We start from the raw sequence: 20863 nt of genomic DNA, 5'->3' as shown, positions 1-20863 counted from the left end.
CGCTCGAACACGTCAGCGGTCCCTTCTCGAGTGGGCGTGCTTCTTGTGGACGGCCTGCTTGCTGACGCCGAGGGCGTCGGCGATCTGCTGCCAGGACCAGCCGCGCGCCCGGGCGTTGCCGACCTGGAGCACCTCGAGGCGGTCGGCGAGGTCGCGCAGCGCGCGGATGGCACGGAGCCCGGTGTCCGGGTCGTCGGCCGCGGCGGCGGTGGTGACGTCGGTGGGGGAGGCCATGTCGTCAACCTAGATTGACAGCCGTGAGCTGTCAACCTGGATTGACAGTCGACGTCCCGTACGCTCCCGGGCGTGTCTGCACCCACTGCTGAGCGTTCGCTGGTCCTGGTCAAGCCCGACGGCGTTGCCCGCGGCCTGGTCGGCCAGGTCATCGCCCGCCTGGAGGCCAAGGGCCTGCGCCTGGTCGCCGCCGAGCTGCGCACCCTGACCACCGAGGTCGCCGAGGAGCACTACGGCGAGCACCGCGAGCGGCCGTTCTTCGGCTCGCTGGTCGAGTTCATCACCGGGGGGCCGCTGCTGGCCCTCGTGATCGAGGGGCCGCGGGCCATCGAGGCATTCCGCGCGCTGGCCGGCGCCACCGACCCGGTGAAGGCCGCCCCCGGCACGATCCGCGGCGACTTCGCCCTCGAGGTGCAGGCCAACATCGTGCACGGCTCCGACTCGCCCGAGTCGGCCGCGCGCGAGATCGCGCTGTTCTTCCCGGCTCTCTGAGGGAGGACCCCCTCGCCCCCCACCACTCGCGAGCTCGCGGTGGGCCCCGGCGAGGGGGTCTGAGGGCCGAAGTCGGGACTTCGGCCCCTGGGGCAGCGGCTACCCTGGGCGGGTCATGACTGTGGAATCGCTATACCCCCGCCTCGAGCCACTCCTCGCCCAGGTGCAGAAGCCGATCCAGTACGTCGGTGGCGAGCTCAACGCCCAGGTGAAGCCGTGGGACGACGTCGCCGTCCACTGGGCGCTGATGTACCCCGACGCCTACGAGGTCGGGCTGCCCAACCAGGGCCTCATGATCCTCTACGAGGTGCTCAACGAGCGCCCCGACGCCCTGGCCGAGCGCACCTACGCCGTCTGGCCGGACCTGGCCGGGCTCATGCGCGAGCACGGGGTCGGCCAGTTCACCGTCGACGCCCACCGCCCGGTGCGGGAGTTCGACCTGCTCGGCGTCAGCTTCGCCACCGAGCTGGGGTACACCAACTTGCTCGAGGCGCTCGACCTCGCCGGTGTCCCGCTGCACGCGGTCGACCGCGACGAGAGCCACCCGGTGGTCGTCGCCGGTGGGCACGCCGCCTTCAACCCCGAGCCGGTCAGCGACTTCGTCGACTGCGCGGTCCTCGGCGACGGCGAGCAGGTCGTCGGCGACATGACCGACGTCGTCGCCGCCTGGAAGGAGCAGGGCCGTCCCGGAGGACGGGTCGAGCTGCTGGCCCGGCTCGCCCGCGTCGACGGGGTCTACGTGCCCCGCTTCTACGGGGTCAGCTACGCCGCCGACGGCACGATCGCCGAGGTGCGGCGCACCCGGGACGACGTCCCGGCCAAGGTCGCCAAGCGCACCGTGATGGACCTCGACGAGTGGCCCTACCCCAAGCAGCCGCTGGTCCCGCTGGCCGAGAGCGTGCACGAGCGGATGAGCGTGGAGATCTTCCGCGGCTGCACCCGTGGCTGCCGGTTCTGCCAGGCCGGGATGATCACCCGCCCGGTCCGCGAGCGGACGATCACCGGCATCGGCTCGATGGTCGACGCCGGCCTCAAGGCCACCGGCTACGAGGAGGTCGGGCTGCTCTCGCTGAGCAGCGCCGACCACTCCGAGATCGGCCAGCTGGCCAAGGAGCTCGCCGACCGGTACGAGGGCACCAACACCGGCCTGAGCCTGCCCAGCACCCGGGTCGACGCCTTCAACGTCACCCTGGCCAACGAGCTCTCCCGCAACGGCCGCCGCTCCGGGCTGACCTTCGCCCCCGAGGGCGGCAGCGAGCGGATCCGCCGGGTGATCAACAAGACCGTGTCCAAGGAGGACCTGGTCCGCACGGTCACCACGGCCTACGCCAACGGCTGGCGCCAGGTGAAGCTGTACTTCATGTGCGGCCTGCCCACCGAGACCGACGAGGACGTGCTGGAGATCGCCGAGCTGGCGGTCGAGGTGATCCGCGCCGGCCGGGAGGCCAGTGGCAGCAAGGACATCCGCTGCACCGTCTCCATCGGTGGCTTCGTGCCCAAGCCGCACACGCCCTTCCAGTGGGCCGCCCAGGCCAGCGCCGAGACGATCGACCACCGGCTCAAGATCCTGCGCGAGGCGATCAACGCCGACCGCCGGATCGGCCGCTCGATCGGCCTGCGCTACCACGACGGCAAGCCCGGCGTCATCGAGGGGCTGCTGTCCCGCGGCGACCGCCGGGTCGGCCGGGTCATCGAGCGGGTCTGGCGCGACGGTGGGCACTTCGACGGCTGGAGCGAGCACTTCTCCTACCAGCGCTGGGTCACCGCCGCGGCCGAGGAGCTGGCCGCGTTCGGGGTCGACCTGGACTGGTACACCACCCGGGAGCGCACCGAGCACGAGGTGCTGCCCTGGGACCACCTGGACTCCGGGCTGGACAAGGAGTGGCTCTGGGACGACTGGCAGGACGCGATCTCCGAGGACGAGGTCGGCGACTGCCGCTGGACCGGCTGCTACGACTGTGGCGTCTGCCCGACCATGGGCACTGACATCCAGATCGGGCCCACCGGGCGCAGCCTGCTGCCCCTGACCCCCGTCGGTCGGTAGTGGCCCGCACCCCGGACGGCCCACCGCCGCCGCCCACCGTGCAGAAGCTGCGGCTGCGTTACACCAAGCGCGGTCCGCTGCGCTTCGCCTCGCACCGCGACCTCGCCCGCGCCCTGGAGCGGGCGCTGCGCCGCGCGCAGGTCCCGATGGCGTTCTCCGCCGGCTTCAGCCCGCACCCGAAGATCTCCTACATGGGCGCGGCGCCCACCGGCGCGGCCTCGGAGGCGGAGTACTTCGAGATCGGGCTCTCCGCACGGCGCGACCCGGAGCAGGTGCGGGCCGCACTGGACGCCTCACTGCCCCCGGGCATCGACGTCCTGGAGTGCGTCGAGGCTGTCGAGGGCAGCGGGTCCCTGGCCGACCGGCTGGACGCCACCCGGTGGCGGATCGACCTGCCCGGGGTGGACGCCGACGAGCTCTCCGTGGCGGTACAGGCCTTCCTCGCCCAGGAGGTGGTGCTGGTCGCGAAGCGGACCAAGAACGGCACCAAGGACGTCGACGCGCGGGAGGCCGTCGTCTCCGCCGCGGTCGCTGTTGAGGCAGGTTGTGCCATACTGCTCGTGGTCGTACGGCAGCTCACGCCGACCGTGCGACCGGATGACGTGATGGCCGCTCTGGCTGCCGTCGCCGACCTGCACCCGCCGTTGCCCGCCCGGGCCGTGCGTGAGGCGCAGGGCCGGCTCGACGACAGCGGTGACGTCGCCGATCCGCTGGGGCCCGACCGCGAGGCCAGTTCCCGCTGCCAGGGGGAGCCGGCTCAGGTCTGACCCGGCGGGACCGGATGTGCCGGGCGTCGCCTGCGACACGTCTGCCAGCCGTGGCGCTGCATCACCTGAACTCGGCACCACCCGAACTCTCGAACCACCGCACCACCTGTGTTCAGCACGCTGCACCACCGGGCCCCAGCCGCATCGGCCGGGGCGCGGACCAGACTTCGCGGGCCGGGCAGAACCGCCGCTCCCAGCGGCCGCCCGATCCGCCCAACCCACGTTCCTGCGCGGCCGCCAGTCGGAGACGATCGGCGCCCGGGGACGCACAGGAGGCGAGCCCTTCGTGGCCGACCACAACGACAACGAGAACAGCACCGACACCAGCGCCGCGGACGGATCGGCGCCTGACGCCGATCTGCTCGGCGGCCTCGCCGCGGAGCCGGCCGCGGATGACGGGTCGCCCGCGGAGCCGGACGCCGAGCCGTCGGCCGACGACCTCTCCGAGGAGCAGGTCGAGGTCCCGGTGGCCGAGGCGGTCACCCCCCAGCCCGAGCATGAGCCCCCCAGCTTCGGGGCACAGTTCAGCTCGCCCGAGCCCACCACCGTCACCGCCCGGCCCCGCCGCCGGGCCACCCGGCCGGCTGTGACCGCCGACCCCGATTCGGTCGAGCCCCCGGCACCGCAGCTCTCGCCGGTGGCCCCCGCCTTCGTCAGCTTCGTGGCCCCTGAGCCCGAGGTCGCCGCACCGCGCCGCCGCAGCCGCCGTCCCCAGGCCGAGTCGCCGACCGAGTCGACCGACGCGGACGCCGGCCGGACCGACGACCGCCCGGCCACCGACGAGCGTGACGAGGAGCAGGCACCGCCGCGGCGTTCCCGCAGCCGCCGCCGCAGCGCGGCCGAGAGCGAGCCGGTCGAGGCTGAGGACGCCGAGACCACCGAGACCACCGAGACCGACGAGCGGGACCTCGAGGACTCCGACGACCGTGACGGCGAGGACGGCGGCTCCTCGGGCAGCCGTCGTCGGCGTCGGGGCCGTCGGGGCCGCGGCCGTGGCCGCACCGGCGAGGACGGCACCGACGGCGACCGCGACGACGAGGACACCGACACCCCGGCCGGCGCCGAGGAGTCCGACGACGGCACCGAGCCCGAGGGCCAGGACGACGAGGGCGAGGACGACGACGCCGCCGAGGGTGGCTCGGGTTCGAGCACCCGCCGTCGCCGCCGGCGTCGTCGCCGCGGCAGCAGCGGCGAGAACGGCAGCAGCGAGGACAGCACCGAGGACGCCGACGACCGTCCCGAGCGGGCCGGCCGCAACGGCCGCACCTCCAGCGACGACGACGTCCGCGGCGTGGCCGGCTCCACCCGGCTCGAGGCCAAGCGCCAGCGCCGCCGGGAGGGCCGCGACGGTGGCCGTCGCCGCGCGCCGATCCTGAGCGAGTCGGAGTTCCTGGCCCGGCGTGAGGCCGTGGACCGGGCGATGGTCATCCGCCAGCAGGGGGAGCGCACCCAGATCGCCGTCCTGGAGGACGACGTCCTGGTGGAGCACTACGTCACCCAGGCACAGGCCACCTCGTTCGCGGGCAACGTCTACCTGGGCCGCGTGCAGAACGTGCTGCCCAGCATGGAGGCCGCCTTCGTCGACATCGGCAAGGGCCGCAACGCCGTCCTGTACGCCGGTGAGGTCAACTGGGACGCCGCCGGCCTGTCCGGGAAGTCCCGCTCGATCGAGACCGCGCTCAAGTCCGGCGACAAGGTCCTGGTCCAGGTGACCAAGGACCCGATCGGCCACAAGGGCGCCCGGCTGACCCAGCAGGTCAACCTGCCCGGCCGCTTCCTGGTCTACGTGCCCGGTGGCTCGATGACCGGCATCAGCCGCAAGCTGCCGGACAAGGAGCGCCAGCGGCTCAAGGACATCCTGAAGAAGATCGTCCCCGAGGACGCCGGCGTCATCATCCGCACGGCCGCGGAGGGCGCCTCGGAGGAGGAGCTCACCCGCGACGTGGCCCGGCTGCAGGCGCAGTGGGAGGTCATCCAGACCAAGGCCTCCTCGACCAGCAACGCGCCGACGCTGTTCTACGGCGAGCCGGACCTGGCGATCCGGGTCATCCGCGACGTCTTCAACGAGGACTTCAAGCGGCTGGTCGTCCAGGGCGACGACGCCTGGGACACCGTCGAGGCCTACGTCGCACACGTCTCCCCGGAGCTGTCCGAACGGCTGCAGCGCTACACCGGCACCGGCGACGTCTTCCGCGACCTGCGGATCGACGAGCAGCTGATGAAGGCGCTGGACCGCAAGGTGTGGCTGCCCTCGGGTGGCTCGCTGGTCATCGACCGCACCGAGGCGATGACGGTCGTCGACGTGAACACCGGCAAGTTCGTCGGCTCCGGCGGCAACCTCGAGCAGACCGTCACCCGGAACAACATCGAGGCCGCCGAGGAGATCGTCCGCCAGCTCCGGCTGCGCGACATCGGCGGGATCATCGTCATCGACTTCATCGACATGGTCCTGGAGAGCAACCGCGACCTCGTGCTGCGGCGGCTCACCGAGTGCCTCGGCCGCGACCGCACCAAGCACCAGGTCGCCGAGGTGACCTCGCTGGGCCTGGTGCAGATGACCCGCAAGCGCGTGGGTCAGGGCCTGCTGGAGGTCTTCTCCGAGCCGTGTGACCACTGCCGCGGTCGGGGTGTGCTGGTGCAGGTGGACCCGGTGGACGAGAAGAAGCGGTCCAGCGGCAACGGCGGCGGCGGCAACGGCGCAGGCGGCAACGGCGCAGCCGGCAACGGTGGCGGCGGTCGCAACCGGGGCGACTCGGGGAACGGGTCCGGCTCGGGCAGCGGTGCCGGCTCCGACAAGGGCCGGGACAAGGGCCGGGACGACCGGCCCAAGGACGCCGACGTCCCGATCCCCGTCGCCGAGGAGACCACGCCGGTGACGGTGGAGGCCGCCCCGGCGACGGTGGAGGCCGCCCCGGCCGGCGACGTGGCCGACGTGCCGGGCGGCGACGCCGCCGAGACCGGCGGCGGTCGCGGGCGTCGCAGCCGGGGTGGTCGGGACCGTGGCTCCCGGGGCGGCAACGCCACCGAGCGCGGTCCCGTGGACGCCGGTTCGCCGGCCCCTGAGGTCGACCAGGGCCCGGCAGCGGACCAGACGGCCCTGGACACGGCGGACGGGGGCTCCGCGACGTCCCGTCGCGAGGACCCGGCCGCGGGCTGGGACGTCGCGGACGCCATGGCGCTGCAGGGCGGGGCGTCCTTCGACGAGCCCGCTGCGGGTGAGCAGGCCGCGGGGGAGCAGGTCGCCGAGCCGACGACCGAGCCGGCCGGTGAGGGCCGTGGCCGTCGCAACCGGGGCCGCCGCGGCCGCGGGTCGGCCGAGGCCCGTGGGGCCGAGGACGCTGCGGTCGCCGAGGCGCCCGCTGACGGGGCACCCGCCGACGAGGAGCCGCTGCCCGCCGGCGAGACGGCCGTGCAGGTGGTCGCCGAGGAGCCGACGCCCGCCGAGGAGTCGACGCCGGACACCGTCCTCGCCGCTGCGGTGGCGGCGCCGACGTCCGCCCCGGACGTCCCGGCTGCGGCTGCGGAGCGGTCGGAGCCGACCGTCGCCGTGGCGCCCGGACCGGTCGCCGAGCCCGTGGCCGACCAGGACGTGCCGGTGGTCCGGCCGCGGCGCCGCAGGGCCGCCTCGCGGCCCGCAGGCCCGCCCGCCTGACCGAGGACCCCGGGCAGGGCGCCGCCTCGCCCGGGGGCCGGGTCGGACCGCTCCTACGCGGTTCGACCCGGGCACGCCGCCTCGGGTACGCTGGACGGGTTGCTCCACCACGGGCCGCGCACTCCGGTGCCGCCTGGGGGGCGCGAGCAGCACGTCCAGCACTCGACCCTCGTGGCGGTCGTGCGCGCAGGACACAGTGCTGGACACATGGAACCGATCGAGGAGTCAGTGGTGTACGCAGTCGTCAAGGCCGGTGGAGCGCAGCACAAGGTGGGTGTCGGTGACACGTTCACCATCAACCGCCTCAGCGGAGAGGCCGGTGACACCGTCACCCTTCCGGCCATCCTGCTGGTCGACGGCGACACCGTCACCGCCGACGCTCAGACGCTCGCCGGCGTCACCGTGACCGGCGAGATCGTCGAGCACGGCAAGGGCCCGAAGATCCACATCCACAAGTTCAAGAACAAGACGGGCTACCACAAGCGCCAGGGGCACCGTCAGCCCCTGACCAGCGTCGTGGTCCGCGACATCACGAAGGGCTGACGACATGGCACACAAGAAGGGCGCATCGTCGTCCCGTAACGGTCGCGACTCCAACGCCCAGCGCCTGGGCGTCAAGCGCTTCGGTGGTCAGGTCGTCAAGGCCGGTGAGATCATCGTCCGCCAGCGCGGCACCCACTTCCACCCGGGTCTCGGCGTCGGCCGCGGCAAGGACGACACCCTGTTCGCGCTCGTGCCCGGCTCGGTGACCTTCGGGTTCCGCCGCGGCCGCCGCGAGGTCGCCATCACGGCCGTCGGCGCCCCGGTTGCCGCCCGTGAGACCGCCTCGGTCTGAGCACCACCCAGCACGACCAGCTCTGACCGGGTGGCGGCGCCGATTCTCGGCGCCGCCACCCGTTCCCCTTTCCGGACAGTTCGGCCGTAGCGCAGAGAGGCGGCGATCATGGCCGCTTTCGTCGACCGCGTGACGGTCCACGTCTCGGCAGGCAAGGGTGCCAACGGGGTCAGCTCCGTGCACCGCGAGAAGTTCAAGCCGCTGGGCGGTCCCGACGGGGGCGACGGCGGTGACGGCGGCGACGTCGTCCTCCAGGTCGACCCCAGCGTGCACACCCTGCTGGACTTCCACCACCGCCCGCACCAGAAGGCCGGCAACGGCAAGCAGGCAGCCGGCGACTACCGCAACGGCGGACGCGGGGCCGACCTCGTGCTCGGCGTGCCCTCCGGCACCGTCGTGAGCGTCGACGGTCAGGTCGTCGCCGACCTGGTCGGCGACGGTGCCCGGCTCGTCCTGGCACGTGGCGGCAAGGGCGGTCTGGGCAACGCGGCCCTGGCCAACGCCCGCCGCAAGGCCCCCGGGTTCGCGCTGCTCGGCGAGCCCGGCGAGGCCGTGGACGCCGTCCTCGAGCTGAAGAGCATCGCCGACGTCGGTCTGGTCGGGTACCCGTCGGCCGGGAAGTCCTCCCTCGTCGCCTCGATGTCGGCTGCCCGCCCCAAGATCGCCGACTACCCCTTCACCACGCTGGTGCCGCAGCTGGGCGTGATCCGTTCCGGCGACACGACCTACACGATGGCCGACGTCCCCGGCCTGATCCCCGGCGCCTCCGTGGGCAAGGGCCTGGGCCTGGAGTTCCTCCGGCACGTCGAGCGCTGCGCCGTCCTGGTGCACGTGGTCGACATGGCGACGATGGAGCCCGGCCGCGACCCGGAGACCGACATCGAGGCACTCGAGCACGAGCTGCGCGAGTACGGCGGCGAGGACCTCGACCTGGTCGGCCGGCTGCGGATCGCCGTGCTGAACAAGATCGACGTGCCGGACGGCCGCGAGCTCGTCGACCTCGTGCGCGCCTCGCTGGAGGAGCGCGGCCTGCAGGTCTTCCCGATCAGCGCGGCCACCGGGGAAGGGGTGACCGAGCTGGGCTACGCGCTCGCCGCCGCCGTCCGCGAGCACCGCGCCTCGCTGCCGGACCTCCCACCGGCCCCGATCACCATCACGCCGCGCGCCGTCGACGACGGCGGCTTCACCGTCGAGCGCGATCCCCGCACCGACGGGTGGGTCGTGCTCGGGGTGCGCCCGGAGCGCTGGGTCCGGCAGACCGACTTCAACAACGACGAGGCCGTGGGCTACCTGGCCGACCGGCTCAACCGCCTCGGTGTCGAAGAAGGGCTGGCCAAGGCCGGCGCCGTCCCCGGTGACGCGATCACCGTCGGTGACGTCACGTTCGACTGGGAGCCCACCCTGCCGGCCGGCACGCTCACCATCGAGGAGACCGCGGGCCTCGGCGGCCGCGGTACCGACACCCGGCTGGAGGACAACACCCGGCTGTCGGCCGAGGAGCGACTGCTGGCCAAGAAGGCCCGCCGGCTTCCGTACGAGGTCACCGAGGGCGACGGCTGGATCGACGCCGACCTCCTCGACGACACCGACCGGTGACCGCCCGCGCGGAGATCGCCGCCGCGCAGCGGGTGGTGGTCAAGGTCGGCTCCTCGTCGCTGACCACGCTGCCCGGCGGGCTGGACGAGACCCGCCTGCGGGCGCTGGTCGACGTCCTCGGCGCGCTGCGGGCCGCCGGCCGGCAGGTCGTGCTCGTCTCCTCCGGGGCGATCGCCGCGGGGCTGGCGCCGCTGGGGCTGGCCGGCCGCCCCCGCGACCTGGCCACCGCCCAGGCGGCTGCGAGCGTCGGGCAGCTGCGGCTGGTGCAGACCTACGCCGACGCCTTCGCCGCCCACGACGTGACCGTCGGCCAGGTGCTGCTCACCGCCGACGACCTGACCCGGCGCAGCCACTACCGCAACGCGCAGCAGACGATCGAGCGGCTGCTCGCGCTCGGCGTGCTGCCGATCGTCAACGAGAACGACACGGTCGCCACCGAGGAGATCCGGTTCGGCGACAACGACCGGCTCGCCGCGCTGGTCGCCCACGTCGCCATGGCCGACGCCCTGCTGCTGCTCTCCGACGTGGACGGCGTCTACGACGGCGACCCGCGCACCGGCCCGGCCGCGCTGGTCGACACCGTGCGCAGCCCGGCGGACCTGGCGGCGGTGACGCTGGGCTCGGCCAGCCGCAACGGCGTCGGCACCGGCGGGATGGCCACCAAGGTCGAGGCTGCGTTCATCGCCTCGGCCGCGGGGGTGCCCGTCGTGGTCACCTCCACCGCACAGGCGGCGGACGCGCTGGCCGGGGAGCAGGTGGGCACGCTGTTCGCCCCGACCGGGCGGCGTCCCTCGGCCCGGCAGTTCTGGCTCCGCTATGCCAGCCGCCCCCGCGGCCGGGTGCTGCTCGACGAGGGCGCGGTCCGTGCCGTCCGGGAACGGCACGCCTCACTGCTCGCCGCGGGCATCACCGGCGTGACCGGGGAGTTCCTCGCCGACGACCCGGTGGAGCTGGTCGGCCCGGACGGCGAGGTGGTCGCCCGCGGCCTGGTCGCCTACGACGCCCGCGAGCTGCCGGCGCTGCTGGGGCGCAAGACCGGGGACCTGGACCCCGAGTACCGCCGCGAGGTCGTCCACCGCGACGAGATGGTCCTCGTCGGGCGCCGCACGCCCGGCTGAGACACTGCCCCCGTGACTGTTCGATCCATCCGCGAGATCGGTGACCCGGTGCTGCGCACCCCGGCCGACCCGATCCGCGCCTTCGACAAGGACCTCGCCGCGCTCGTCCGCGACCTGGAGGAGACCGTCGACCACCCCGGCCGGGCCGGTGTGGCGGCGACCCAGATCGGGGTCGGCCTGCGGGTCTTCTCCTACAACGTCGACGGCGTCATCGGGCACATGGTGAACCCGGTGATCGCCGAGCGCAGCGAGGAGACCCAGGACGACGACGAGGGCTGCCTGTCGATCCCGGGGCTCTACGCCCCCACCGTGCGGGCGATGCACTGCGTCGCCGAGGGGTTCGACGTGCACGGTGAGCCGCTGCGGATCGAGGGCAGCGGGCTTCTCGCCCGGTGCCTGCAGCACGAGGTCGACCACCTCGACGGGAAGCTCTTCGTCGACCGGCTGACCGGCGAGGCCCGCAAGCAGGTGCTCCGCGCCCTGCGCAGCTGAGGGAGGCCCCCACCGCCCGTAGGCTCGCGGCGGGACCCGGCACGGGGCCCGCGCGTAACCTCGACGCGTGTCCGACGCCGACTTCCCGCTGATCGGGGCCGCCGCGGTCCGCGCCCGTGAGGCCGCCCGCGTGCTGCGCACCCTGCCCACCGAGACCAAGGACGCCGCGCTGGCCGCGATGGCGCAGGCACTGCTGGAGCGGGCCGACGAGGTGCTCGCCGCCAACGCCGCCGACGTCGAGGCCGCCGCGGCGGACGGCACGCCGGCCTCGGTGCTGGACCGGCTGCGGCTGGACCCGGCGCGGCTGGCCGCGGTGGCCGACGCGCTGCGGGACCTGGTCTCGCTGCCCGACCCGGTCGGCGACGTCGTCCGCGGGTCCACGCTGGCCAACGGGCTGCAGCTGCGCCAGGTGCGCGTGCCGCTCGGCGTGGTCGGGATCGTCTACGAGGCCCGGCCCAACGTGACCGTCGACGCCGCCGGGCTCTGCCTGAAGAGCGGGAACGCCGCGCTGCTGCGCGGGTCCGGCTCCGCGCACCGCACCAACACCGCGCTGGTCGCCGTCCTCACCGAGGCCGCCGAGAAGGCCGGGTTGCCCGCCGGTTCGATCGCCCTGCTGCCGGCGGACCGGGCATCGGTCGGGGAGCTGCTGAACGCCCGTGGTCTGGTCGACGTCGTCATCCCGCGGGGTGGGGCCTCGCTGATCAACCGGGTGGTGCGGGAGGCGACCGTGCCGGTGATCGAGACCGGCGTGGGCAACTGCCACGTCTACGTCGACGCCTCCGCCGACCCGGCGATGGCCGAGGCGATCGTGCTGAACGCCAAGACCTCCCGGGTCAGCGTGTGCAACTCCGCGGAGACCCTGCTGGTGCACCGGGACGTCGCCTTCCTGCCCCGCCTGCTGGCCGCCCTGGCCGACGCCGGGGTCACGCTGCACGGCGACGAGGCCGCGGCCGAGGCCCACGAGGGCGTCGTCCCCGCCACCGACGAGGACTGGGCCACCGAGTACCTGTCGCTGGACATGGCCGTCCGGGTGGTCGACGACCTGCCCGGCGCGCTGGACCACATCAGCCGGTGGGGGAGCGGGCACAGCGAGGCGATCGTGGCCGACTCCGCCCGGGCGATCGCCGAGTTCACCGCCGGGGTCGACGCGGCCGCGGTGCTGGTCAACGCCTCCACCCGGTTCACCGACGGTGGCGAGTTCGGGTTCGGCGCCGAGATCGGCATCTCTACCCAGAAGCTGCACGCCCGTGGCCCGCTCGGGCTGCCGGAGCTCACCTCCACCACCTACGTCGTCACGGGCAACGGCCACACTCGCTGACCCCGGTACGCATCCGCACGAGCGCCTACCCGCCCCGCCGCCCCAACGAGGGAGCCGCATGTCCCGCACGCCCACGCACGCCGCCCAGTTCGCCGACGTGGCGGACGTGACGACGCGGTTGTCGGCCGCCGGGTACCTGCCCGACGCCCAGATCGCCACGACCGTCTTCCTGGCCGACCGGCTGGGCAAGCCGCTGCTGGTGGAGGGCCCGGCCGGGGTGGGCAAGACCGAGCTGGCCAAGGCGATGGCCGCCGCGACGGGCTCGGAGCTCATCCGGCTGCAGTGCTACGAGGGCCTGGACGAGGCGCGGGCGCTGTACGAGTGGAACTACAAGAAGCAGCTGCTCCGGATCTCCGCGGCGGGCACCGGCGGTGCCGACTGGGACACCGTGCACGACGACGTCTTCGGTGAGGAGTTCCTGCTCGCCCGGCCGCTGCTGACCGCGATCCGGCGCACCGAGCCGACCGTGCTCCTCATCGACGAGACCGACAAGGCCGACGTCGAGGTGGAAGGCCTCCTGCTGGAGGTGCTCAGCGACTTCCAGGTCACCATCCCCGAGCTGGGCACGATCACCGCCACCCGCCGGCCGCTCGTGGTGCTCACCTCCAACGCCACCCGCGAGCTGTCCGAGGCGCTCAAGCGGCGTCGTCTGTACCTGGCGCTGGACTACCCGAGCGCCGAGCGGGAGCGGGAGATCGTGCTCTCCCGGGTCCCCGACCTCGCTCCGGGGCTGGCCGACCAGCTGGTGCGCACGGTCCGGGCCCTGCGGGCGCTGGAGCTGAAGAAGGCGCCGTCGATCTCCGAGACGCTGGACTGGGCGCAGACGCTGCTGGCCCTCGGCCTGGACACCCTGGACGAGTCGGCGATGCGCTCGACGCTGGGCGTGGTGCTCAAGCACGCCAGTGACCAGGCCCGGGCCGCCGCCGAGCTCCGGCTGAACTGATGCCGCCGGGAGCCGCCGTCGAGCCGGGTGGTCTCGTCGGGCACCTCGACGGCTTCGTCCGCGCGGTGCGGGAGGCCGGCGTGCCGGTCGGGATCAGCCAGGCCGTGGACGCCGCCCAGGTGCTCACCGTCGTCGACCTGCTCGACCGGGAGCAACTGCGGCACGGTCTGGCCGCGGTGCTGCTCCGCCGGGCCGCCCAGCGCGAGGTCTTCGACGTGCTGTTCGACCTCTGGTGGCCGCTGACCGACCGGCCCGTGCCCGTCGCGGGCGACGACGGAGCCGGGGACGGCGGCGAGGACGGCGAGCCCGGCACCGACGGACCCCTGCCGGTGGGCGACCCCGGCGCCCTGGCCGCTGCGCTGCGCGCGGAGCTGCTGCGGTTGCTGCTGGAGGGGGACGAGGAGGCGTTGCGCCGGTTCGCCCGGCTGGCGGTCGACCAGCTCGGCGCCGGGGCGCCCACCCCCTCGGGGCAGTCGTTCTTCAGCTACCGGGTGCTGCGCGCGCTGTCGCCGGACACGCTGGTGGCGCAGCTGCTTGCCGGGATGCTCGCCGGCGGTGAGGCCGGCGGGCTGGCCGAGCAGGTGGCCCGGTCGACGGCGAAGGAGCGGATCGCGGCGTTCCGGACGGCGGTGGAGGCCGAGGTGCGGCGCCGCACCGCCGCGGAGAAGGGACGGGACAAGGTCGCCCGCAACGCCGTTCGCCCGATGGCCGACCAGGTCGACTTCCTCCGCGCCCAGCAGGCCGACCTCGCCGAGCTGCGCCGCACCGTGGCGCCGCTGGCCCGGCGGCTGGCCGTGCGGCTGTCGGCCCGCCGGCGGCTGGGCAGGGCCGGGCGGCTGGACTTCCGCCGCACGGTGCGCGCCTCGCTGGCCACCGGCGGGATGCCGCTGGTCACGCACCACCGGCCGCGGGCGGTGCACAAGCCCGAGCTGGTGGTGCTCTGCGACGTCAGTGGCTCGGTGGCCGGCTTCAGCCACTTCACCCTGATGCTCACCCAGGCGCTGCGCGAGCACTTCAGCGGCGTGCGGGCCTTCGCCTTCGTCGACTCGACCGACGAGGTGACCCGGTTCTTCACCCCCGGGGCCGACGTGGTCGACGCGATCGCCCGGATCGGCCGGGAGGCCGACGTGGTCAGCTTCGACGGGCACAGCGACTACGGCAACGCGCTGGAGGTCTTCGCCGAGAGGTGGCCGGCGGCGGTCGGCCCGAAGACGTCGCTGCTGGTGCTCGGCGACGGTCGCACCAACTACCGGCACCCGGGCCTGCCGACGCTGGCCGACCTGGTGCGGCGATCACGGTCGGCCCACTGGCTCAACCCGGAGCCACGCCGGCTGTGGGGGAGCGGCGACTCGGCCGCGGACCGGTACGCCGACGTCGTCCCGATGGTGGAGGTCCGCACCGCGGCGCAGCTGGCGGACTTCGTCACCACCCTTTGAGCCGGCCCCGGCCGCCCCTGGTGCGTCCCCGAACATGACGACACGCCGACGGAATCGTTCCCATCGGAGTCCCTCCCTGCAGACCCGGAAACCAGACGGCATCGTCCGATCGGGCACGACGGCAGGGTGGACGACGGGGCCGGAGCACGGGGTGCTGCGATCACGCGGTGCCACCTCGGTGGCGAGCGGCGGCACGGGGGAGCCGGTCGCCGACCGGCGCACACCGGCGGCACCCGGCCGTCGTGCCCTTCCCGCCGGTCGCCGGAGCCGGTGGTCGGACGACCGGCCCCGGCGGGGCCGGGCTAGGCTCGATCGGTGGCAGGACGTCGACTCGGGGTGATGGGCGGGACGTTCGACCCCATCCACCACGGGCACCTGGTGGCCGCCAGCGAGGTCGCCGGGCTGTTCGGGCTCGACGAGGTCGTCTTCGTGCCGACCGGTCAGCCCTGGCAGAAGTCCGACCGGGGCGTGAGCCCTGCCGAGGACCGCTACCTGATGACCGTCATCGCGACCGCCTCCAACCCGCGGTTCTCCGTCAGCCGGGTCGACGTCGACCGGGGCGGGCCGACGTACACCATCGACACCCTCAGCGATCTGCACCGCCTCCACCCCGACGCCGAGTTGTTCTTCATCACCGGCGCCGACGCGCTCGCCCAGATCGTGGGCTGGCGGGAGACGGACAAGCTCTTCCAGCTGGCGCACTTCGTGGGCGTCACCCGGCCCGGGTACCAGCTGGCCGACGCCGACCTCCCGCGCGGCGCGGTCAGCCTGGTCGAGGTGCCGGCGTTGGCGATCAGCTCCACCGACTGCCGCGACCGGGTGCGCCGGGGGCGGCCCGTCTGGTACCTGGTGCCCGACGGTGTGGTGCAGTACATCGAGAAGCGCGGGCTGTACCACCCCGGCACGGCCGGGGCCGACGAGCTGCTGGCCGACACCGCGCCGCGGGTCAGTGGCTTCCCGGCCGAGCGGCTCCTGGCCCTCGACCACCGGGAGTCCGCGACCATGGACCATCGGGAGCCCGCGGCCATCGACCACCGCGAGACCGCGGCCACCCCACCCGACCTGAGCGACACCCCCACCCACGGGGACGATCCGTCCCCCGACCTGCAGGAGATCCCCCGATGACCGCCTCGGACGAGGCACGCGAGACCGCGCTCATCGCAGCGCAGGCCGCCGCCGACAAGCTCGCCACCGACGTCTCGATCGTCGACGTCAGTGACCGCCTGGCGATCACCGACGCGTTCGTCCTGACCTCGGCGCCCAACGAACGTCAGGTCCAGTCGATCGTCGACGGGGTGGAGGAGCGCCTGCGCGAGCACGGTGTGAAGCCGGTCCGCCGCGAGGGCGTGGCCGAGGGGCGGTGGGTGCTGCTGGACTTCGTCGACGTCGTCGTGCACGTCCAGCACGCCGAGGAGCGCGCCTACTACGCCCTCGAGCGGCTCTGGAAGGACTGCCCGGTGATCCCGTTCACCGACGGCGCGGTCCCTGCGGCCCCCACGCCGGCAGAGGACGCTGCCGCCGGCGACGAGGACGGCGCCGGCGAGGACGTCCCGGGCGAGTCCGGCCGGTGACCGGGGGCGTCGACGCCCCGGCGGTGCCCCGCCTGCTCGTGTGGCGGCACGGCCGTACCGAGTGGAACGCCGCCGGGCGCTTCCAAGGTCAGCTCGACCCGCCCCTGGACGCCGAGGGGCGGGCCCAGGCCGCCCGCACCGCGCCTCACCTCGCCGCCCTGCTGGAGGGCCAGGAGGTGCTGCTGGTCTCCAGCGACCTGCAGCGCGCGGTCGACACGGCTGGGGCGCTGGCCCCGCTGCTGGGCGTGCAACTGCTCGTCGACGAGCGGCTGCGTGAGCACGGGCTGGGCAGCTGGGAGGGCCTGACCCGGCACGAGGTGGCCGACCGGCACCCGGGGCAGTACGCCGACTGGATGGCCGGCCGACCGGTGCCGGAGCGTGGCGGGGAGGCGCAGGCCGACGTCGCCGCGCGGGCACTGGCTGCCGTGGCCGACCTGCCGCCGGCGGCCACGGCCGTGCTGGTGACCCACGGCGGGACGGCCGGCCGGTTGATCGAGGCGCTGCTGGGGCTGGGGGCGGAGCACAAGCGGGTCTTCGGGCCGCTGGGCAACTGCCACTGGAGCGAGCTGTCCTTCCAGGCCTCGGGGTGGCGGCTGATGCGGCACAACCTGTCGACGCCGGAGGGCGTGGAGGGTGGCGTGCGGGCGACCGGTGACCGTGGTCCCTTCCCCGAGCCCTCTGCCACCGACGCCCCCGACGCGCCGCGGGCGGGAGCCAGCCCCGAGGAGGGCGCACCGGCGACCGACGCCGACGCGGGCTGACCAGCCACTCCCGCGGCGCCGCGCACCACGCGGCTAGCCTCGCGCCATGTCCGTCGCCGTGGTCACCGACTCGACGGCCTACCTGCCGGCCGACGTCGTCGCGCACTTCGGCATCGAGGTCGTGCCGCTCTACGTGGTGCTCGCCGGGCGGTCCGGCCGGGAGGGCAGCGACGTCACCTCCGGCGAGGTCGCCCGCTCGCTCGCCGTACGGGGCGGCCACGTCAGCACGTCCCGCCCGACGCCGGGGGACTTCGTGGCCGTCTACCGGCGGCTGCTGGACGGCGGTGCCGACCGGCTGGTGTCGGTGCACCTGTCCGGGGAGCTGTCGGGCACCTTGGACGCCGCCCAGGTGGCCGCGACGCAGGTCGGTGAGCACCTGGTGACCGTGCTGGACTCCCGGTCGGCCGCGATGGGCACCGGGTTCGCCGTGCTGGCCGCTGCCCGGGCCGCGGCGGACGGCGCCTCGGCCGCCGAGGTGGCCGACGCGGCGCGGCAGACCGCAGCGGCCACCCGCACCTTCTTCGTCGTCGACACCCTGGAGCACCTGCGGCGCGGCGGGCGGATCGGTGCCGCGGCCGCCCTGCTGGGCAGTGCCCTCGCGGTGAAGCCGGTGCTGCACGTGACCGACGGCCAGGTGGTCGCCCTGGAGAAGGTGCGCACCTCGGCCCGCGCGCTCAACCGGCTGGTCCAGCGCGCGGCCGACGTGGCCGGTGACGCGCCGGTGGCAGCGGCGGTGCACCACCTCGCCGCCCCGGAGCGCGCGCAACGGCTCGCCGACCAGCTCGCCGCCCGCCTCCCGGCGCTGACCGAGCTGTACGTCAGCGAGCTGGGAGCCGCGGTCGGGGCGCACGTCGGGCCGGGAGCGGTCGGGGTGGTCGTCGACCCCACGCCGCGGCCCGCGACCGAGGCAGGACAGCGGCCGCAGGACGCGCCACCTCCGGGCCCGTCCGAGCACGGGCAGGACTGAGGGTGGGAGCTCGGGCACCCGGCCACGGTCCGGTGGCCCCGGCACTGCGCGGGGGCCGCCGTCCACAACGGTGCCCGCCGTCCACAACCTGGCCGCGGCCCTCGTCGGGGGCAGCGCCGGCTCCCTAGCGTCCCTGCCGTGCGCCCTCCTGCCCGTCGCAGCGACGACTCCGACGTTATCCGGGCCCGGCTCCGGGCACTGCTGGCGGAGGGGCAGCCCGGGGGCTGGGTCCCCGACGCGGACGAGCCGGGTGCACCGTCCGGCCACGACGGCGGCTGGCCGGAGGACGAGGACGACCGGGCGACCCAGCCCGTCGAGCCCGCTCACCTGCCCGCGGGGCTGGGCCGGCACCGCGCACCCGGGCGTGCCGCGCGGGTCGACCCCGGTCGTCCGGGCGCCTGGGCGCTGTGGGGAGTCGCGGTGCTGGCGGCGGTCGTCGTCGTCGGCTGGACCTGGGTCGCCCGGCCGGTCGTCGACCAGGTGCCGGCCGCTGCCTCGAGCGGTGCCGCGGTGGCCACCGACAGCCCGGTGCCACCTGCCTCGACTGCCCCGGCACCCGGCGCACCGACCGGCACGGTCGTGGTCTCGGTCGTCGGGTCGGTCGGCAGCCCGGGCCTGGTCACGCTGCCGGCGGGGGCGCGGGTGGCCGATGCGCTGGCCGCGGCCGGCGGGCTGTTGCCCGAGGCCGACCCGGCGTCGGTGAACGCGGCTGCCGTGGTCACCGACGGCCAGCAGATCGCCGTCGGGGTGCCCGGGGCGGTGGCCGGCGCGGGACCGACCGGCGGCGCGGCGGTGGGCGGGGCCCTGTTGGACCTGAACACCGCGACCGTCGCGGAACTGGACGCGTTGCCGGGGATCGGCCCCGTGCTCGCCCAGCGGATCGTCGACCACCGCTCCGCACACGGGCCGTTCACCAGCGTCGACCGGCTGGACGACGTCAGCGGCATCGGCCCGGCGATCTTCGCCGACCTGGCCGAGCGGGTGCGGGTCTGACCATGCCACCGCCGGGTACCCGGCGCCCGGTCCACCGGGCGCCTTCGACGGAGCGGTGGTCGTGGCTCGACCTCCGACTCGTCCCACCCGCGGCCACCGTGTGGGTGCTGACCCTGCTGGCACCCCAGCTGCCCGCCGGGCTGCTCCTCACCCTCGCGGTGGTCGCGGCCCTCGGTGCCGCTGGTCTGCTGCTGTCCGGCGGCCCCGGGCGGGTGGGCACGCTCCGAGGGGTCGCGGCCCGCGGCGTCGTCATCGGCTGCCTGGCCGCGGTCACCGTCACCGGGGCCACCGCGGCGGTCCGGGCCCAGGCTCGGGCGGCGTCACCCCTGCTGGCGCTCGCCGACCGCGGATCGGTCGTCGAGGTGGTCATGGAGCTGACCGACGACCCGCGGCCGGTGGTCGGTGCCGGACCGGCCCGGGTGCTCGTCGACGGGACCGTCTCCCAGGCCGCCGGCCGGATCGTGGCCGGCGACCCGGTGCTGCTCTTCGGCACGGCAGAGGAGTGGGCCGGGCTGCTCCCCGGTCAGTCGGTGCGCCTCCACGTCCTGGTGCGCCCTGCGGAGCCCGGGGACGATGTCGTGGCCGTGCTGTCGGCGCGGTCACCGCCCGATCCGATCGGTGGGCCGGGTGTGGTGCAGGACGCGGCCGGGTCCCTGCGCGCCGGGCTGGCCGACTCGGCTGCCCGCACCCTGCCCGACCGCCCCGCCGGCCTGCTCCCCGGCCTGGTCGTGGGCGACACCAGCGCCATGGACCCCGCCCTGGTGGAGGAGTTCCGGGTCGCGGGCCTGGCGCACCTGACGGCCGTCTCCGGGGCCAACGTGGCGATCGTGGTGGCGCTGGTGTTGTGGCCGCTGCGGGCCCGGGCCGTCGACCGGCGGTGGCAGGCGCTGGCCGCGGGTCTGGCGATCGCCGGGTTCGTCGTCCTCGCCCGCCCGGGGGCCAGCGTGTTGCGGGCCGCGGCCATGGGCGCGGTGGCGGTGCTGGCGCTGGCCTCCGGCCGGGCCCGTGCCGCGGTCCCGGCGCTGGCGTTCACCGTCCTGGTGCTGCTGCTCCTCGCGCCGGGGCTGGCGACCGATCCCGGGTTCGGGCTCTCGGTCTCCGCCACGGCGGCGATCGTGCTGCTGTCACCGGGCTGGTCCCGGGCGCTCCGCCGGCACCGCGCGCCCCGGCCGCTGGCCGATGCCGTCGCGGTCAGTGCGGCCGCCGGCGTGGTCACCGCACCTCTGATCGCCGGCCTCTCCGGGCTGGTCAGCCTGGTGTCCCTGCCGGCCAACCTGCTGGCCGCGCCCGCGGTGGCCCCGGCGACCGTGCTGGGCGTGCTGGCCGCCCTGGTGTCGCCCGCAGCGCCCTGGCTGGCCGACGGGCTCACCTGGCTCGCCGGTTGGCCGGTGCGCTGGCTGGTCGTCGTCGCCGAGCGCGCCGCGGCCGTGCCCGACGGTGCCACCGGCTGGCCGGTCGGCGCCCGGGGCGCGGTCCTGCTGGCCGTCGTCCTGACCGGCGTGGTCGGGGCGCTGTGGCGCTGGCCCCGGCTGCGTCCGCTGGCGCTGGCCGCCGTGGTGGGGGTCGTGCTCATCGGCTGGCCGCTGCGCCAGCTCAGCCGGGGTTGGCCGCTGGCGGACACGGTCGTGGTGGCCTGCGACGTCG

Annotated in this window: 19 protein-coding genes; 18 read left to right on the top strand and 1 reads right to left on the bottom strand. The window is 74.8% G+C overall.

Features of this window, described 5'->3' with window-relative positions:
* Positions 1–12: 12 nt before the first annotated feature.
* Positions 13–234, bottom strand: coding sequence for a helix-turn-helix domain-containing protein (locus G5C62_RS14245; RefSeq protein ID WP_164701509.1), 222 nt, complete (start codon positions 232–234; stop codon positions 13–15).
* Between the two features lie 72 nt (positions 235–306).
* Here G5C62_RS14245 and ndk point away from each other — a divergent pair, with 72 nt between their 5' ends.
* The 18 genes from ndk to G5C62_RS14155 form a co-directional block, all read left to right on the top strand.
* Positions 307–726: a nucleoside-diphosphate kinase gene (gene ndk / locus G5C62_RS14240; protein WP_164701508.1), complete on the top strand. Its 420-nt coding sequence runs from the start codon at positions 307–309 to the stop codon at positions 724–726.
* 115 nt (positions 727–841) lie between these two features.
* Positions 842–2770, top strand: a complete 1929-nt coding sequence (locus G5C62_RS14235) for a TIGR03960 family B12-binding radical SAM protein (RefSeq protein WP_036336702.1) — start codon at positions 842–844, stop codon at positions 2768–2770.
* Positions 2770–3537 carry a TIGR03936 family radical SAM-associated protein gene (locus G5C62_RS14230; protein WP_164701507.1) on the top strand — a complete coding sequence of 256 codons (768 nt, stop codon included), beginning with the start codon at positions 2770–2772 and terminating at the stop codon, positions 3535–3537. Before G5C62_RS14235 ends, G5C62_RS14230 begins: the two co-directional genes overlap by 1 nt.
* A 286-nt stretch (positions 3538–3823) precedes the next feature.
* Positions 3824–7189 (top strand): Rne/Rng family ribonuclease, encoded by a 3366-nt coding sequence (locus G5C62_RS14225; protein ID WP_206330643.1) that lies wholly within the window; start codon positions 3824–3826, stop codon positions 7187–7189.
* A 231-nt stretch (positions 7190–7420) separates the two neighbouring features.
* The gene (rplU, locus tag G5C62_RS14220; RefSeq protein ID WP_036336731.1) at positions 7421–7732 is read left to right on the top strand and encodes a 50S ribosomal protein L21; all 312 of its coding nucleotides are present in this window, start codon (positions 7421–7423) and stop codon (positions 7730–7732) included.
* A gap of 4 nt (positions 7733–7736) precedes the next feature.
* Positions 7737–8024 (top strand): 50S ribosomal protein L27, encoded by a 288-nt coding sequence (gene rpmA / locus G5C62_RS14215; protein WP_036336698.1) that lies wholly within the window; start codon positions 7737–7739, stop codon positions 8022–8024.
* 108 nt (positions 8025–8132) lie between these two features.
* On the top strand, positions 8133–9620 hold the full coding sequence (obgE, locus tag G5C62_RS14210) for a GTPase ObgE (protein WP_206330642.1): 1488 nt from the start codon (positions 8133–8135) through the stop codon (positions 9618–9620).
* Positions 9617–10738, top strand: coding sequence for a glutamate 5-kinase (gene proB, locus G5C62_RS14205; protein WP_164701505.1), 1122 nt, complete (start codon positions 9617–9619; stop codon positions 10736–10738). Before obgE ends, proB begins: the two co-directional genes overlap by 4 nt.
* Positions 10739–10750: 12 nt before the next feature.
* On the top strand, positions 10751–11230 hold the full coding sequence (def, locus tag G5C62_RS14200) for a peptide deformylase (RefSeq protein WP_164701504.1): 480 nt from the start codon (positions 10751–10753) through the stop codon (positions 11228–11230).
* A 67-nt stretch (positions 11231–11297) separates the two neighbouring features.
* A complete protein-coding gene (locus G5C62_RS14195; RefSeq protein WP_164701503.1) occupies positions 11298–12548 on the top strand; it encodes a glutamate-5-semialdehyde dehydrogenase in 1251 nt (416 codons plus the stop codon).
* Positions 12549–12606: 58 nt separating this feature from the next.
* Positions 12607–13491: a MoxR family ATPase gene (locus G5C62_RS14190; RefSeq protein ID WP_164701502.1), complete on the top strand. Its 885-nt coding sequence runs from the start codon at positions 12607–12609 to the stop codon at positions 13489–13491.
* Positions 13491–14927: a VWA domain-containing protein gene (locus G5C62_RS14185; RefSeq protein WP_206330641.1), complete on the top strand. Its 1437-nt coding sequence runs from the start codon at positions 13491–13493 to the stop codon at positions 14925–14927. The genes G5C62_RS14190 and G5C62_RS14185 overlap by 1 nt, the downstream gene beginning before the upstream one ends.
* 315 nt (positions 14928–15242) lie before the next feature.
* Positions 15243–16052 carry a nicotinate-nucleotide adenylyltransferase gene (gene nadD, locus G5C62_RS14180; RefSeq protein ID WP_231558382.1) on the top strand — a complete coding sequence of 270 codons (810 nt, stop codon included), beginning with the start codon at positions 15243–15245 and terminating at the stop codon, positions 16050–16052.
* Positions 16049–16498 (top strand): ribosome silencing factor, encoded by a 450-nt coding sequence (gene rsfS / locus G5C62_RS14175; protein ID WP_164701501.1) that lies wholly within the window; start codon positions 16049–16051, stop codon positions 16496–16498. Before nadD ends, rsfS begins: the two co-directional genes overlap by 4 nt.
* Positions 16495–17259 carry a histidine phosphatase family protein gene (locus G5C62_RS14170; RefSeq protein ID WP_036336685.1) on the top strand — a complete coding sequence of 255 codons (765 nt, stop codon included), beginning with the start codon at positions 16495–16497 and terminating at the stop codon, positions 17257–17259. Before rsfS ends, G5C62_RS14170 begins: the two co-directional genes overlap by 4 nt.
* 46 nt (positions 17260–17305) lie before the next feature.
* Positions 17306–18226 carry a DegV family protein gene (locus tag G5C62_RS14165; protein ID WP_164701500.1) on the top strand — a complete coding sequence of 307 codons (921 nt, stop codon included), beginning with the start codon at positions 17306–17308 and terminating at the stop codon, positions 18224–18226.
* Positions 18227–18364: 138 nt separating this feature from the next.
* A complete protein-coding gene (locus G5C62_RS14160; RefSeq protein WP_164701499.1) occupies positions 18365–19219 on the top strand; it encodes a ComEA family DNA-binding protein in 855 nt (284 codons plus the stop codon).
* Positions 19220–19323: 104 nt separating this feature from the next.
* Positions 19324–20863 (top strand): ComEC/Rec2 family competence protein (locus tag G5C62_RS14155; protein ID WP_241175893.1); only part of this gene is annotated, 1540 nt, incomplete at its 3' end.

The organism is Modestobacter sp. KNN46-3 (genome assembly GCF_011039295.1).
This window is presented reverse-complemented; position numbering and strand designations above follow the sequence as displayed.